Origin of the sequence: Paenibacillus dendritiformis (genome assembly GCF_021654795.1) — a bacterium.
Taxonomy (GTDB): Bacteria; Bacillota; Bacilli; order Paenibacillales; family Paenibacillaceae; genus Paenibacillus_B.
Genome location: NZ_AP025344.1, coordinates 4948613 through 4966103, shown reverse-complemented (window position 1 = coordinate 4966103; position 17491 = coordinate 4948613). Strand labels below are relative to the sequence as shown.

Sequence of the window (17491 nt, the reverse complement as noted above, 5' to 3'; positions counted from 1 at the left end):
ACTGATGCGCAGATTGGCTTATGTATTCCCGGGTCAGGGCTCGCAATATGTCGGTATGGGCAAAAATTTAAGTCATAACTCAAAACGATTATTGGAAGAAGCCTCAGACATCTTGCATTTTGATCTGAAAAAGTTATGTTTCGAAGGAGAAATGGAAACGTTAACTCGAACCGATCTATTGCAGCCGGCTATTTTTACGGTGAGTGTTGGCATGTTCCGCGACTGCATGGACCGTTTTGGATGTGAGCCCATCGTTCTTGCAGGCCACAGCCTCGGCGAATTTTCGGCTCTGTGCTGCGGAGGTGTCTTACAGTTTGGCGACGCTTTGCGTGTCGTAAAAATCAGAGGCGAGCTGATGCAAAAGTGCGCCGCGAGCGCAGATGGCGCAATGGCAGCCATTAGCGGGCTGGATAAAGCGGAAGTAGAGGAGGTGTGCGCAGGAACTGCAGGTTCGGAAGTCATTGGCGTATCAGGTTATAATTCGAAAACTCAGTTCACCATATCAGGCCATAGAGAGGCCGTTCTCAAGGCCGTGGAAATGTTGGAGAAAAAGGGCGGAAGATCTGTGTTACTCCATGTGAATGCTGCTTTTCACAGTTCTCTAATGTCGGCAATGACAGAAGAATTCAGATCCAGGCTGGAGTTGTGCCAGTTTCAAGAATCACGTTGGAAGGTTCTGAGCAATGTGACCGCCCAGCCGCATGATAATGTAAAAGAAAATATAATCAACCGGCTTGTAAGGCAGGTAGTCTCCCCCGTTGATTGGGCTTCAACCATTGAATATATGATACGAAATGAGATATTTCTGGCAGTCGAGGTTGGGCCTAAAAATGTATTAACCAAACTTTTTAAAGGTTATCCCCAAATGAAAGCATTCAGCTATGAAAATGAAGAGGAGATGATGAGACTGGGACAAGAACTAGCAGTACCGGAGAACAGATTACTGTTCATAAGCCGTTGTTTGGCCGCAGCCATTTGCGTGAAAAATTCGAATTGGGACGAGACGGAATACAGGCAAAAAGTTGTTGAGCCTTACCAAACCGTTCAAAGAATGTATAACGAATTGTCTGAGAGCAAAAAGGAGCCGACCGTCGAGCAAATGAAGCAGGCTCTCGATATGTTAAAGACCGTGATCACAGCTAAACAGTATTCCGAAGATTTAGGCAATGCGCGCATTCAAGAAATTATTAGACAAACGGGTACTGAAGTACACTTTATTTCATAAAAAAGGGGAGTTAAATATGTTGAGAATTATGCACAAATCAAAAATTCATAGAGCAAAGGTTACAGATGCCAATCTAAATTATAAGGGGTCCATTACCATCGATGCACAGTTGATGGAAGCGGCGAATATTCTCGAAAATGAAAGGGTCTCGATCGTGAATATTAATAATGGAGCACGATTCGATACGTATGTGATAACAGGAGAAAGAGGAAAAGGCGATATTTGCTTAAACGGAGCAGCCGCCCGGCTGGTTCAGCCTGATGATCTGGTCATTATTATATCCTACGGCATGTATGATGACTCTGAGCTCGCTGGATTTGAGGCGACCGTCGTGCATGTTGACAGCAACAATAGAATTGTGTAGATACAACCGAATTGAAAGAAAGATTCCGTTTAGGAGGGGGATTTTTTGTTTGAATTTAAAAAGAAAGTTCAAATCAGTTCGGATAACGTGAAAGAAATACAATCAAATGGCATCGCGGTGATCGGCATCGCCGCGCAAATGCCAAATGCCAAGGATTACAGAGAATTCTGGGAAATATTAGATAACTCCGCAGATTGCATCGGTCCATTTCCGGAGAATAGAAAAAAGGACATTAATGATATTCTTGCCTATTTGGAACATGCTTGGATGGAAAAAGAATATGCTCCCGGCGGATATCTTGAGCATATTGACCAATTTGATCATGAATTCTTCAAGCTGTCTGCCAAGGAAGCATCGCTTATGGACCCTAACCAGCGCCTGTTCCTGGAGACGGCTTGGAGCTCGCTTGAAGATGCCGGTTACTGCAATTCGAAAATTATGAATAGTAATACGGGGATTTATCTAGGGTACTCTGGTATTTCAGAGTACCAGAGGATACTTGCTCAAATTCATCCGGAATTGTTAGTCATGTCGGAAGCAGGAAATATCAATTCGATTATCGCCAGCCGCATCGCTTATCTTCTTGATCTGAAAGGTCCAAGCATGCTTGTGGATACCGCATGCTCCTCATCCTTGGTCGCGGTGTCAATGGCAATGCAGGCTTTAAGAAATCAAAAATGCGATATGGCGATTGCCGGAAGTGTCAAAGTGTTGCTTGCTCCGGTGGAAACGGACGAGAAGCTGGGCATAGAATCTTCTTCAGGTAAAACAAAGACCTTTGATGATTCATCTGATGGCACGGTCTTGGGAGAGGGAGCCATTTCGTTGGTACTGAAAATGGTAGACAAGGCTATCCAGGATGGCGACCATATTTATGCCGTCTTAAAAGGCTATGCCATCAACCAAGATGGAAGTTCTGTGGGCATAACGGCGCCTAATGTGCTTGCACAAGAGCAGTTATTAATTGATGCATGGTCGGATGCAATGATATCCCCAGAAACAATTACGTATATTGAAGCTCATGGCACCGGTACCAAACTTGGCGATCCGATAGAGGTAAAGGCAATTGCAAATGCATTCGGGAAATTCACGAATAAAAAAGCGTTTTGTGCGGTAAGTTCAGCAAAATCGGTCGTCGGCCACTTGGATCATGCAGCAGGTATGGCGGGATTGTTAAGGGCTATCTATGCCTTAAAATATGAAAAAATACCTGCATCGCTGCATTTCCTGCATCCAAATCAAAAGATAGACTTTGTACAGTCAGCCGTGTATATCAACGATCAAGTGACTCAATGGGAACCGCATTGTGGAATCAGAAGATGCGGCGTCAGTTCCTTTGGCTTGAGCGGTACGAACTGTCATATTGTTCTGGAGCAAGCTCCGGAACTCACAGTAAAAAAAGAAATGCCTGATCAAAAACATATCTTCGCCTTGTCTGCCAGATCAGAGCGTGCATTATTGGACAGGCTCAAACAAATGGAGTCCTTTCTTCTGCATAACGAAAGCAGCACATTAAGCGATATTTGTTATTCATTGAGCGTGAAACGAAACCACTACAACTATCGTCTCGCCATTATTGTGGATGATTTAACAAGTTTAATAGAAAAACTCAATCTCATTATCAGAAATAAAGAGATGCTGAAAACATCTCGTGAACTTTCCGTGTTCTATGGTTCTTATCATCTTGTCTCCGAGAATGAAGAAAGAAAAAAGGAAACCGATATCTCTGAATCCCAACTTCAGGTTTATAGCCGCCAGGCAAGCGATTATTTTGGGGAAGGACGGGAAGGAAAAGAACTATTGCCGGACCTGTGCAGCCTCTATTGCCAAGGCGCAAATATTCCATGGGACAGGTTGTATCCCAAGAGGGATGTTCGTCATGTTCCACTGCCTGCATATCCATTCCAGAGGAAGCGCTGCTGGATGAAAGTGCCGAAGAGAAAAGTGAAAGAAACGATTTCCAAGCAGGATGGACAGGCAGCGCCATTACATCCATTTGTGCATCGGATGCTGGCCGATTCTGTGGAGCAAAATATCTACAGTACGGTATTCCGCGTAGAAGATTATTGGGTACTTAGCGAGCATATGGTTTTGAATGATTATTTAATGCCGGGCACAGCGTATATCGAGATGGTAAATTACTGTTGCAACCAGTATTTTAAAGGGGCCGGTCTGGAGTTTAGAAATATTATTTTCATGAAGCCCTTTGTTCTGAAAGAGAATGAAGAAAGAGAGATTCAGACCGTATTAAGAAAAAAGGATCAATTTGTTGAATTTGTTATCACCAGCAAAACACCTGTAGTTGAAGAATGGGAAATTCATTGTCAAGGAAGTGTGTATATCAACCAAGAAAATGCACTTCCTTTTGATCGATTATCTATTCAGAACAGATGCGAAAAAATGAGTCAGGATCACCTCGACCGTTTCTCTTCAGAAGATATGAACGACAAGCTTCATTTTGGAGAAAGGTGGAGTTCGTTAATTACTTCGGTGGCAATAGGGAAGAACGAAGTATTGGCGGAGTTATACTTGCCGGATAAATTTGCGGATGATCTTAACGAATTTGCCTTACATCCTTCCTTAATGGATATCGCGGTCAACGTAGTGACACAATCAACCGGATATGGATTGTATCTGCCTATGTCTTACGGGTCGCTGAAGGTGTATGGTCCTTTGACACAAAAGCTTTACAGCCACATCCGGAGGAAATCCAATGACCATGAAGCGGAAGCTATTGTTTTTGACCTCACGATAGCTGACAGCAATCATAACGTTCTGCTGGAAGCGAGCAATTATACCATTAAACATGTGAATAAAGCGGCCTTAAGCAAAGAACAAAATGATATGTACTACGCGATAACTTGGGAGAAATACGATTCATTACCGGCACCGTCTCCATCTCAAAAACTACAGGACCCTGTTATTGTGTTTTCCAGAGACAAGCGCATTACTGCCCCAGACTATCTTAACGTCATTCATGTATCCCCCAACAACCTAGGAACTGATATGCCTGGAGTGAGCTATAGCAATATCAGAACGCAGTCAGACTATGACACCTTATTTAAAAATCTGAAGGACGATCAACCGGCTTCGATTGTTCATATGCTTTCGATGAATGACGACTTCACCAAAGATGTGGATCAAGAGTTTAATCATGGAGTGATCAGTGCTCGCAGAATGATAAAGGCCATTGTGAACAATGGGTACGCTGCTTCCATAGCTATCTATTTTGTAATCAAGAATGCATACAGTGTATCCGGCAATGAGAAGATCATCAATCCATATTCGGCAGCTTTGTGCGGTTATGGAAAGTCTATTGAAAAGGAATATCCAAACCTCAAGGTGCGCTGCATTGATGTAGATGACGGATTTGATTTAGGCGAGATTTGGGATACGATCCAGAGCTGTGAATGGCCTTATCAAATCGCAATAAGAGACTCGCAAAAGTATATCGAAAAGATAGACGTTTTGGAGATCGATCAGACGGATACACAAGAATTTCAGTGGAAAAAGGACGGGGCCTATATCATTACGGGCGGGACCGGCGGTATCGGCATGGCTATGACGCAATCTTTGCTGGATTTAGGCATTCAGGTTGCGCTGATCAGCAGGAACGGGGAGACGGAGAGAAATACGGAGGCTCTTTCTCTTCTGAAAAAGCAGGCAGCATCTAGTGGCGGCTCTCTTGAAGTATACATGGCCGATATCACAGACAAGCCACAAATTGCGAATGCGCTTAATGAAATCAGGGACAGATTTGACCGGATACATGGGGTCATTCATTTAGCGGGAGCAGCTGACGACGCCTATATTATGAACAAAGAAGAGGAACAGGCCGATAAGGTTCTGCAACCGAAGATGCTGGGGACATGGTTGCTGGATCAATTAACACGAGAAGACGATCTTCAATTTTTTATCCTGTCCTCTTCCATTTCGAGTATGTTGGGCGAGGCTGGGCAAGCAGACTATACTGCGGCAAATGTTTTTCAGGATTCATACTGTGATTATAGAAATAGTCAAGGACGAAACACGATATGCTTCAATTGGCCGGCCTGGAAGAATATCGGAATTGCATCCCGGTTCAATATCCAGGATGGAGTGCTTTACAGTCTTACAGATACGCAGGCGATGCAAGCTTTTTATCAAGTCATTGGAAGTCCTTATAAGCGTGTAATTGTCGGAACAATGAACATGCAGATCGTAAGCGCGAATTACGATTCCATTCCGTTGCGGCTGTCAGACAGGCTTATGAAGGGGATGCAACCGGCCGTAAAAAAAGATCATTTGAAGAGCAATCATAAAAAAGTGCCTGCGACCAATGAGAGACAGATGACCACCCTTCAAAGGGTCAAGCTTATTTGGATGAATCTCTTTGAATCGGAAGAGATAGATATCAACATGAGCTTCAGTGATATGGGAGGGGATTCCATTATGGCGACGTACCTCCTCAAAGAAATCGATAAGGAATTTCCTGGACAGGTAGACATCGCAAGCATCTTCAATTACCCGACGGTTTCCAAATTGTCCGACTTTATCGAATCAAAACAAGTCAAGAAAGAACCGCCCGGCAAGCCTGAGCCAAGCAAAGAAACCAGTGCTCCGTCAGAGGATGAATTAGACCTTCTTATACAAGGGCTTGCAGACGGATCAATATCCGTGGAAGAAGCAATTTATCGTAAAGTTTGAGCTTTAGGGAGGATGATCAGGCAATGGATATACTGAAGCAATATCTTTTTTCTCAAATATCCGAGAAGAAGCTTTCGCCGGACCTGGCGAAGCAGCTGCTCATCGAATTAAATCATTACAGTAAAGTACATTCAAAAAATGCAGATGTTGCAATCATTGGCATGGCAGGACGTTTTCCCAAAGCGAGAGATCTAGCGGAATTTTGGAGCAATTTGCTTGAACAAAAAAACTGTATCGATTTGCCTTCACAACAAAGACGCAGTCCCTACATGGAGCTTTACAAAAAAATCCTGGGGACAAATCAACTTGATGACACTCATTTTGAAGTCGGGGGATATCTGAACGATATTGATCTTTTTGATGCGGACTTTTTTGGGATACATGATTCGGAAGCCACATATATGGACCCTTGGCAAAGACAACTTTTGGAGGTGGCTTATCTGGCATTAGAGGATGCCGGGTATGGTGGGGAAGCCATAGCAAGAACCAATACGAGTGTTATTATCGGGAGAGATATGGCTTGTGAATCCAGTTATTCCCGGACTGCGGCAGAACCTTCCCCTTTATTGCTGACAGGAACGTATGAATCTATCTTGGCCAGCCGCATTGCACATACATTGGACTTGACTGGTCCTTGTATGGTGATAGATACGGCTTGCTCTTCCAGCTTGGTGGCATTGCATCAAGCGTGTCTTTTGATTCAGAGCGGGAAAAGCTCCATGGCTATTGTCGGTGGAATCAACTTGAAAGATAACATTGTTAAAATGAAACATAATCCGATGAACAATATTTTGACACAGGATCAGGTGGTTCGTACCTTTGATAAGCAGGCAAGCGGAACATTATTGAGCGAGGGCATTGGAGTTCTTATTCTCAAATCATATGAAGAGGCGGTTAAAGATAAGGATATGATTTGGGGGGTTATCAAGGGAACAGAGATCAACAATGATGGCAAAGTAAACCGCATCTCCTCTCCTAATTCACAGGCGCAAGAGAAAGTGATTATTCAGACCTATGAAAATGCCGGTATCTCGATGGAGGATATCGGTTATGTGGAAGCGCACGGAACCGGAACCTTGTTGGGAGATCCCATTGAAGTGAGTGCAATTGATGCAGCCTTCAGGCATTTTACACCTAGAAAACAGTTCTGTGCCCTGGGGACCGTAAAGACCAATATTGGGCATACGGTTGGCGCTTCCGGCATGGCTTCGATCATGAAGGCGGTACTCTCGTTACATCATAAAAAAATCCCGGCCAATATCAATTTTAATGAGGTAAATCCATATATCAGTTTTGAGCGGACTGCTCTCTATGTCAATGACAGAACTACCGATTGGGAGACAGAGGATGGAAAGTCCAGAATATGCGGAATAAATTCCTTTGGCTTTAGCGGCACCAATTGTCATGTTATTTTACAAGAACCGCCGGTTCATAGAAAAGCAAAAGAAAGGCCAGCCCGAGATCCGAAACCTCACTATATTTTTACCGCTTCCGCGAAGTCACTTCCATCTTTGGAACAATTATTAATGGCTTATCAAGATGTACTTGGCGACCAGCAGACAGATATCGCAGATTTATGTTATTCATCCTGTTCGACTCGGGGCCATTACAATTATCGAATTGCCATATTGGCAACGGCAACATCCCAATTAGAACAGCATGTGCGGAAGATACTGGAAAGTGGTATGTTACGCGCTGATACACAGATTATGGATGATGGCATCTATATTAATGTGGAATCTCAACATTCTGCGTCCTCACCGGATTATATTACCTCTGACAAATATATTGAGGATATGGGTTTTGGTGAGCTCCAAGCCATTGCCAAGCATTATATCCAGGGCGCAAATGTGGACTGGACTACGCTATATGATTCCGAAAAACAGCAAAAGATGAGATTGCCTCTCTATCCGTTACATCGCCGTTCTTACTGGATGGATCACGCAGAAGTATCCGTGGAGAATTTTAAAGGCATTGAAAAGTTGGAAATTGAGAACGCGGAAGATGAGAGCCGTCTTGCTGATCTAGCGAAGTATCGCAATATGGATACAGAGTCTTTATTGACGGCAATTTGGGCTGACGTGTTAAGGTGCCCCAAGATCCATAAGAAAGATAACTTTTATTTGATTGGAGGGGACTCCCTCCGTGCCATGAAAATCATTGATATTTTAAAGCAGACCATCGATTGCAGAGTTGATGTCACCGACTTATTGCAAAACCCTACGCTTGAAGAGTTTTTAACGATCGTTCACGCGAAGAGCAATCAGAGCAGCAAAGGAAGAACTCGGATTCAAAAAATTCCTGCGGACTCGCACGGCAATTATCTTGCATCCTCCGTACAAAAAAGAATGTTTTTCTTAAGTAAATATAATAAAGAAAATACCAGCTATAATTTATCGAGCGCCATACGGATTAACGGGAAATTCGATATAAAAAAATGCAATCACGTCATGAATCAATTAATCAATCGGCATGAGGCTCTCCGCACTTCCTTTTTCACCCGGGATGAGATTCTTTACTATCATGTGGACGAGCATTTAGATTTTCAGGTTCAGGAGAAGGAGCGCGGCGATGATCTTCAAGCCTTATTAGATGAGTTTATTATGCCGTTTGACTTAGGCAAAGCTCCCTTAATGAGAGTCGCAGTGGTTAAGATGAAAGACAACGAATATATGCTTCTGCTTGATTTTCATCATATTATCGCCGACGCTACTTCTCTTGAAATTTTCACCAATGAATTTATACAACTGTATCATGATCGGCCTGTTGCCGATTTACCGTTGCAGTATAAGGATTTCAATGCATGGCAGTTGAAGTACTTTCAGAGCGAGGAGATTAAAGAGCAGCAAGCTTTTTGGCTTGAGCAATTGAAGGGCGAACTCCCTGTCTTGGATTTGCCTACTGAGAAAGCACGTCCTCCGATTCAGGATTTTACCGGAACGGCTTTGACTGTCCATGCAAGTGAAGCATTAACGCAGAAGATTCAGGAATTGGCCGGGAACCTCAAAATGTCTGTGTTTATGGTCCTTATCTCGGCGTACAATATTTTATTGCATCGATATACCGATCAGGAGGACATCATTATTGGCTCTCCGGTCCAGGGGAGAAAAAGAGCTGAATTCAAAAATATGATGGGGATGTTCGTGAATACGATTCTTCTTAGAAATTACCCTGCTGCAAGCAAAAACATTGAGGAGTTCTTACAGGAAGTCAAAGAAAATTGTTTGCTTGCTTACAAAAATCAGGACTACCCCTTCGAAGAATTAATTAATAACTTGGATATTGTGCGTGATTACAGCAGAAATCCGATTTTCGATACCATGTTCAATTTCCTGGATTATAGCCAGCGTAAACTCGATTTGCAGGATATGGAGATAAGTTTTGTCGAATTTGATTCAAAAGTATCCAAATTTGATATTACGTTGGAAGTTGTTAAGCGAGAAAACATTCTCTCGTTTCAGTTTGAGTATAGCACTCATTTGTTCAGCGATGAATTTATGAGGAATATGGCTGCTAATTACTTGCATGTTTTAGATGAAATGGTAAGCGACTCAAACCGCAGCATAGGTGAATTAGAGATCATCTCTCCGGATGAAAAGAAAAGGATACTTCATGATTTCAATGCATCTTCTCAATACGCCCATTCTGGCGAACGATTGATTGACTGGTTCGAAAAAAATGTGTCGCAAATTCCTGGGAAAAAAGCTGTAGTGGATAATAGCGGGTCGTATACGTTCAGTCAGCTTGGGGACATGGTTAACAAGCTATGCAAGATACTTGAAGAGAATGATATTCAAGACGGCCATGTTGTTGGGGTGTATATGGAACGCTCGGTATACTCTGTAGCCGCTATGTTGGCAATTTTAAAACACAATGCGGTGTATCTTCCTTTAGACTCCAATTTGCCTGTAGAACGCATAAACATGATCGTGGAAGATAGTAAAATGGCGTTTCTATTAACCCATTCCCATTATTGGGATAATGCGATTGTTCTCCAGTTACCTTGCTGCAGTGTTGATGGCGATCATCTGCATCGAATGCCAGGCGGCGTTACAGAACCGGAACGGCTTTCAGGGATTCGTTATATTATTTACACTTCAGGAAGTGAACAAAAGCCTAAAGGCGTAGCCGGACTGGAGAAAGGATTGGTAAACAGGCTGAATTGGATGTGGGACAAATATCCTTTTGCGCAAGATGAAGTATGCTGTCATAAAACCCCCATCAATTTTGTTGATTCGATATGTGAGATATTAGGTCCGGTTTTGTACGGAGTACCTTTGGTTATCATACCTGATCGTGTTTTGAACAGTCCTAACGAGTTCATTAAGTATTTAGCGAAGCATGAAGTAACACGAATCACATTAATCCCTTCCCTGTTGAGTCTAATCCTTCAATCCAATCTGGAGTTGAATGTTGCGCTTGCCAAGCTAAGACTTTGGGTATCTAGCGGTGAAGCGCTCTCTGTTGAATTAATTGACAAATTCCGAAGCCGCTTGAAGGGGCATCAGTTGATTAACTTGTATGGTTCTTCCGAAGTTTCTGCAGACGTTACCTGTTTTGACACAGCAGATCTGGATAATCATGTTTCTAGAGTTCCTATTGGCAAGCCTATAGACAATACTCGGATATATGTACTTAATGACAGACAACAAGTCGTTCCGATTGGCGTATGGGGGACCCTGTATGTTGCAGGGGACGGGCTGGCCCAGGGCTACTTATATAATGAAGAACTGACAAGCAAGAAGTTTATAACATTGGATATTCCAGGCAGAGGAGTCGAGACTCTATTCAATACTGGCGATAGAGTGCGATTTAACAAGCGTGGCTATCTTGAATATTTGGGCAGAAATGATCATCAGGTGAAAATCAATGGCTGCAGGGTAGAGCTTGATGAGGTTGAATCGTCCATCCGAGACATTGTTGGAGACACTGAGGTATGCGTATGCAGTTATACCAATTCATCCAACCATCAGCAGTTGCTCGCCTTTATCAGAGGCGATGCGAATGACTACTCTATTTCCGGTATTCGCAATCGATTAATGCAGAAGCTTCCACGGTATATGATTCCGACTGATTTTGTATTTTGCAAACAGTTCCTCCATTTGCCGAACGGAAAAATGGATAAGAGGAGGATGGTTGAACAATTTTTACATCCCCAGCAAAATACATCTGCAAATGAAGCTGATCTATCCGAGATAGAAGAAGCTGTGATTACGATGTGGCGTGAAGTTCTGAATAAAAATATTGAAATTACTTCGGACAACAGCATATTTGATCTTGGAGGAAATTCATTGCAAGCGATGCAGTTTAATATGGCTGTCAATCAAAAGTTTTTTGTCGATATCGCTCTCAAAGATTTATTTACAGGCATGACGATTCGGGAAATGGCGAGCTACATTGAAGGTGAAATACTCAAGAAAAATGATGACGATGATCTAGAGAGCTTGCTGAAAGAAATGGATGAGCTTGATGAGGAAAGTATTGAGAAGTTGCTTAATCGTTAATCCCAAGCAGAAAAAACAAAACTAGATGGATAACTTCACAGCGAGGACCGCAACGGTTCGAGCTGTGGGGTTGTTCAGACAAAATGATGTGGGGGAGAAAACAAAATGAGCGATGAAACACTAATAGCAAGGTTGCAGCAATTATCTCCTGCGAAAAGAAAAATCTTATTGAGACAACTATTAGAAAAGAAAAGAACAACGGAAATGAACAATTCAGAGGACCGAATTGTAAAAAAAGAGAAGAGTCTAAAAAATGAAATCTCATTCCCCCAAGAAAGTATTTGGCTGCTTCAAGAAATCTTAAGCGAAGCGAATGTCACTACGATTTGTAATTCCTTTATTTGTTATGAATTGTTGGAAGAGGAGCTCGTTCGCAAGACCTTAGAAATCATGATCGATCGGCATGCCATGCTGCGTACCGTCTTTGAATGGGGAGACGGGAACGTTAACATCCTTATGAAAGAGAACATCGGCTGCCATTATGACTACACCGATATACGGGGTCTGCCATCGGAAGATAAATATAGGAAGGCCAAAGAAATCATAGACGATGAGTTCAAAATGCCTTTTGATCTGGCAAATGGACCTTTATGGAAAATAAAAATAATCCAAACAGAAGACTTTGAGATTGTGCTGAGCTTGTTCATGCACCATCTTATTTCAGACGGATGGTCGTATGAGATCTTTTTAAGAGAATTTATCCAAGTATACAATGCTCTCAAGACGGGCAACGAGGTGTCACTGCCAGAATTGGAGTTGGAGTATGTAGATTATGCATACTGGGACCGAAATCAGAACTGGATCCAAAACCAGGAAAAATTAACGAAGTACTGGAATGGATATTTAGAAAATAGCCCGTGTGTCCTTCAACTTCAGACGGATAAGCCTTACCCTGCAAACCGGCGCTTTCATGGTGAGTTTGCGCCACTCAAGATGGATGAGCTGTTGTCTGAAAAAGTAAGAACAAGAGCGGCGGAACTGAATGTGACCGTGTATTCTTTTCTGTTGGCTGTCTGGGCTGTACTCCTTTATAAATATACAAACCAAAATGATATATTGATTGCTACGCCAGTCTCAAACCGAGTGCAATGGGAGCTTGATCATGTGATTGGTTGTTTTGTAGATATCCTGCCCATCCGCGCCATGCTGTCGGATGAGATGACGTTTGCCGAACTGGTAGAACAGATATCAACGGATGTATATACTGTCATCGCTCATAAAATTCCTTTCAGCAAATTGATTGATTCCCTGAACATTCCTTCGGATACACAGAGGCCGCCCCTGTGTCAGGTCATGTTTGTATTCCATAAGGAATTAACATCAGTTCAGATGATGCAGCAGCTAATTTATCCGTTCCATCACCATAATAAGGTATCAGAATTTGATTTAGCATTAGAGCTTTACGATGATGAGATCATCGGAGGAGGCATTGAATTTAATAGTGATATTTTCTATAAAGATTCAGTGGAAAGAATGTCAATACATTTTTGCAATATGACAGCCAGCATTGTCGATAATCCAAAACAATTTTGTAGAGAAATTTATTATACCTAATCCAGCAGGGTTGCAGAGGCAGAGTCCAACTGGATGAAAAACAGGGAGAGATTTATGAAACATGCCATAGCTTTGATTTTAGTTTTTATCGTGACTTTTGGGAATACACCTCCCCTTTACGCAGATAGCGTTAGTGTGATGAGCGAATCTGTCTTGGAATTGGCTAAGGAAAGTCTGCAAAAAAACAATATCCCTGGAGCTTATGTTGCGGTTATCAGCGAAAATCAGGATGTACTTGGAGAAGGCTATGGCTATGCCGACCTTTCAAAAGAAGCGAAAGTTGACGAAAACACATTATTTGAAATCGGTTCGAATTCCAAAGCATTTACAGCGCTAGCTATTCTCGCACTGGAACAAGAAGGGAAGGTAAAACTTGATGCTGCAGTGTCTCAGTACATCCCTTGGTTCTACGCTATGTATGAAGGAAAAAAAGAATCGTTAACAATCAAACAGTTGCTGCATCATACAACCGGGATACCTTTTCATACGATTGATCAAATACCGGCGGACAACAGTCCGGATGCGCTGGAACGAACAGTGCGCCATATTGCAGGGGTTGAATTGGATCGCCGGCCAGGGGAGCAATTCCAATATAGTACAATCAATTATGATATTCTCGGACTTGTTATTGAGGAAGTATCGGGAACCCCGTATGAAGCATACATGAAGGAGCATATTTTTCAACCGCTTGGATTACATAACACGCAATTCTACAGCCAACTGCAGGACGGCATGCAGGTCGCGAAAAGCTATAAAAGAGGCTTCTTTCACCCTATAGAATACACATCTCCGAAATATAGAGGCAATGCTCCGGCAGGATATATCATTTCGAACGGTCATGATATGGGTAGATGGCTAAAGATTCAGCTCGGACTGGCGGAAGATATACCGGACACATTCAAGGAATTGATTAAAAAATCCCATGAGGCTGATCGCACTGTCGGGCCAGCTTTCAACGGTTCTTCGTATGCTTTTGGTTGGAATGTTTACCAAGCAGGACAAGGGGAGATAGCTCACGCAGGAGAGAATCCAACCTTTTCTTCCTATGTAGGTTTATTACCGGGCGATCAATCCGGTATTGTCATATTAGCTAACATCAATTCGGCTGCGATAAGCAATACAGGAGAAAATATTCTTAACTTAATAAGGGGGAAGGAGATTACAAGCAACGCTTCCGATCTTTATACAAGAGTTGATTTCGTGGCATCGTTAAGCATTTTCATCCTAGGATTATTAGGCTTGTACTTGACGTATCAAGTGTTATCTCTCATTTTTGAATTGATTCGCCGCCAACGAAGCTATAAGCCCGTCACCGCATCAACAATAGTTGGAATTGTATCCCTTATTTCCTTTTCTATTGTTTTATCGATTGGCTTGTATCTATTGCCGAATGTTCTTTTTAACGAAATGTCGTGGCCATTTGTTTTGGTGTGGGGACCGGTTACGATACTCATTGCTGTTTTAATGGCTTTAGCATCCATTTGGATATATACGTTGATGTTCATTTTGTCTTTGTTATTTCCTAAAAAGGGCGATAATGCGATATTCTCCCTGATCCTCATCAGTTTATTAAGCGGATTTGGAAATGCTTTCATTATTTTTGTCGTAAACATATCCCTTTCCAGGAATAATTTCTCGCTTGGTCTCGTCGTTTATTTTGCTATCGGATTAATCCTGTATGTAGTTGGACAGAAGTTTCTGCGAACGAGATTAATTCGGTTCACAAATGATACTTTATTTGTTAAAAAGAAAGAAATCACAAATACGATTCTAAATTCTACTTACCAGAAAATTGAGAAGTTTGGAAAAGAAAAAATTTACCCGGTGTTGAATAATGACACAGAAACGATTAGCGGTTCTATTAATATTGTAATCGGAGGATTAACGAGTTTCGTTACATTGATTTGTTGCTTTATATATCTGGGGTTCATCAACTTTTATGGCTTGCTTGTCTCATTGGCGGTTATTATCATGACCTCGGGTTTTTATTACTTTTTTGCTCGTCATGCACATCGGGTCTGGGAGCAGACCCGGGATATCCAGAACAAATTTTTCAAAATAATAGATCAACTTCTGGAAGGCTTTAAGGAGCTAAGTCTTCATCATAAAAAACGGGTCCATTTTCAAAAAGGGGCCGTAGATATTTACGATTCCTATCGAGTGAAGCGATCACAAGGAGATATTGCCTTCGCTAACGTTTTTGTCATCGGCGAGTTGTTGTTCACTTTAGTCATAGGATGTGCAATCTTTATATTCCCGGTGCTGTTCCCTGATCTCAATAAGGGGAGCATTAGTAATTATGTTTTCGTTTTTCTATACATGACCGGCCCGGTCAACGGATTATTGAATGCAGTTCCGGAATTTACCCGGATCAGGATCAGTCTGAATAGAATTAATGAATTATTGCAGGAATTGAGAAATTTAAAAGTCGGTGTATCTTGCGGTGAGCAAATAAAGCGAGAGGTGAAAGAAATACAATTGGTAAACATTTCTTACCAATATAATAATGATGGCGGTTTTCAATTTGTGGTTGGACCCTTAAGTTATACTTTCCGCGCCGGCGAAACAACATTTATTACTGGCGGAAATGGCAGCGGCAAGTCAACCTTGGGCAAGCTGCTTACCGGACTTTACGAACCTCACGAAGGTCAAATCCTGATTAATGGGGAAGCCGTAAACCCTAATGTTCTGGGGGAATATTACTCCGCCATATTTACGGATTTTTACCTTTTCGATCATTTGTATGGAATCGATACATATGGCAGGGAAGCTGAGATTCGGAAGTATTTGGAGATGATGCAGCTGCAAGATAAAGTGGAAATTTCAGAGGATGGCCGCGTGAGCAATACGAATTTATCCACAGGCCAAAGGAAGAGGTTAGCCCTCTTGAATGTTTATTTGGATAACCGCCCGATTTGTTTTTTTGACGAATGGGCTGCTGATCAAGATCCGGAATTCCGGCACTTCTTCTACAATCGCCTATTGCCGGATATGAAAGCTAATGGAAAATGCATCATCGCGATTACGCATGATGATGCTTATTTCGGCACAGCAGATAACATAATCAAATTAGAGTTGGGTAAGATTGTACAGGAAAAACCTGCTGTTGAATACGGGTTGGCCAAAATTTAATGGATATAAAGAAGTCCCAGTACGCTTATGTATTGGGACCTTCTTTTTTATGAAAGGAAGACTGATGTTCACTATGAGTTGCGGTAATCGAGTTGAAGGAGGCCGTGAACGCGTTCACAGCAATACGTTCATGCGGCGGTTGAAATGGCGGCGCAGCCCCTCGCCCAATATATTGAAGGTGAGGATGGCGAAGGCGATCGCAGCCGCTGGATAGAAGATGAACCCGAATTTGTTCACGTAGATCTCGGCCCGGTGCTCAGCGAGCAGCGAGGCCCAGTCCAGACTGGTGTTCAAAAACTTCGGCGTGAAGTAATTGACCTCGATCCATTGATGCGTCAGGAAGATGCTCAATACGCCCATCTGGCCGATAATCAGCATTACTTTCCCCATATCGAGACAGAAGTTAACGACTAGCTCGGGCAGGAGCGACGGCATATAGTAGCTTTTCGACATCCGCCACGGGCTCAACCCGAGGCTGTTGCCGGCCTCGACGTACATCTCCCGCGACAACTTATGCGTATGTTCCTGAATGATATGGGCGACGCGGCCCGCTTCGATGACAGCCACGATAAAAATGACCCACCACAGCCGATTATCCGAGTTTTGGATAAAAGGGACGCTCACCAGCAGCACCGCCGAAAAAATGGATGGCAAAAAGGAGAACACCTGATTCATGCTATTCACGATAAAATGGGCAATCCCTTTCTTGCGCCGGGCCAACAGTCCAAGGGGGACGGCAATCAAATAGCGCGCCGTCGTAATCGTCAATACGATGAGAACGGTCGACTTCGTGCCGATAATCAGCTTGCTCAGCAGGTCGACGCCGTTCTTGTCCGAGCCTAGCGGATTGAGTGATGAGGGCGGATAGGGCGGCAGCTGCAGCCGGTTGTTCTCGTTGAAGCGGTGCTTCACTTCTTGCAATTCTTGGTCGACAATGGGAAGCTCGGGGCCGAAAAACATAAAGAACACGATAATGGCCAGCATTGCGGCTCCGATCCACAATGTAATATTTTTCATGTCGTTCTC

7 protein-coding genes are annotated in these 17491 nt (G+C 42.8%); 6 read left to right on the top strand and 1 reads right to left on the bottom strand.

Features of this window, described 5'->3' with window-relative positions; all coding sequences use genetic code 11:
• Positions 1–4 precede the first annotated feature (4 nt).
• From fabD to L6439_RS21970, 6 genes are all read left to right on the top strand, one after another.
• The gene (gene fabD / locus L6439_RS21995) at positions 5–1225 is read left to right on the top strand and encodes an ACP S-malonyltransferase (protein ID WP_213470780.1); all 1221 of its coding nucleotides are present in this window, start codon (positions 5–7) and stop codon (positions 1223–1225) included.
• A gap of 16 nt (positions 1226–1241) precedes the next feature.
• Complete coding sequence (gene panD / locus L6439_RS21990; protein ID WP_168179004.1) at positions 1242–1589, top strand: aspartate 1-decarboxylase; 348 nt, start codon at positions 1242–1244, stop codon at positions 1587–1589.
• A gap of 45 nt (positions 1590–1634) precedes the next feature.
• A complete protein-coding gene (locus L6439_RS21985) occupies positions 1635–6275 on the top strand; it encodes a type I polyketide synthase (RefSeq protein ID WP_213470777.1) in 4641 nt (1546 codons plus the stop codon).
• A gap of 23 nt (positions 6276–6298) precedes the next feature.
• Complete coding sequence (locus L6439_RS21980) at positions 6299–11779, top strand: hybrid non-ribosomal peptide synthetase/type I polyketide synthase (RefSeq protein WP_213470775.1); 5481 nt, start codon at positions 6299–6301, stop codon at positions 11777–11779.
• 105 nt (positions 11780–11884) lie between these two features.
• Entirely contained in the window at positions 11885–13333 is a 1449-nt protein-coding gene (locus L6439_RS21975; RefSeq protein ID WP_213470773.1) for a condensation domain-containing protein, read from the top strand.
• Positions 13334–13387: 54 nt separating this feature from the next.
• On the top strand, positions 13388–16465 hold the full coding sequence (locus L6439_RS21970) for a cyclic peptide export ABC transporter (RefSeq protein ID WP_213470771.1): 3078 nt from the start codon (positions 13388–13390) through the stop codon (positions 16463–16465).
• A 114-nt stretch (positions 16466–16579) separates the two neighbouring features.
• On the opposite strand, the gene L6439_RS21965 is transcribed toward L6439_RS21970, so the two are convergent.
• Positions 16580–17482 carry an ABC transporter permease gene (locus L6439_RS21965; protein WP_213470768.1) on the bottom strand — a complete coding sequence of 301 codons (903 nt, stop codon included), beginning with the start codon at positions 17480–17482 and terminating at the stop codon, positions 16580–16582.
• Positions 17483–17491: the final 9 nt, after the last annotated feature.

What these genes read in the sequence shown, in the direction of transcription:
- L6439_RS21965 (WP_213470768.1), bottom strand. Translation starts at nt 17,482, where the DNA reads ATGAAAAATATTACATTGTGGATCGGAGCCGCAATGCTGGCCATTATC.
- panD (WP_168179004.1), top strand. Translation starts at nt 1,242, where the DNA reads ATGTTGAGAATTATGCACAAATCAAAAATTCATAGAGCAAAGGTTACA.
- L6439_RS21975 (WP_213470773.1), top strand. Translation starts at nt 11,885, where the DNA reads ATGAGCGATGAAACACTAATAGCAAGGTTGCAGCAATTATCTCCTGCG.
- fabD (WP_213470780.1), top strand. Translation starts at nt 5, where the DNA reads ATGCGCAGATTGGCTTATGTATTCCCGGGTCAGGGCTCGCAATATGTC.
- L6439_RS21980 (WP_213470775.1), top strand. Translation starts at nt 6,299, where the DNA reads ATGGATATACTGAAGCAATATCTTTTTTCTCAAATATCCGAGAAGAAG.
- L6439_RS21970 (WP_213470771.1), top strand. Translation starts at nt 13,388, where the DNA reads ATGAAACATGCCATAGCTTTGATTTTAGTTTTTATCGTGACTTTTGGG.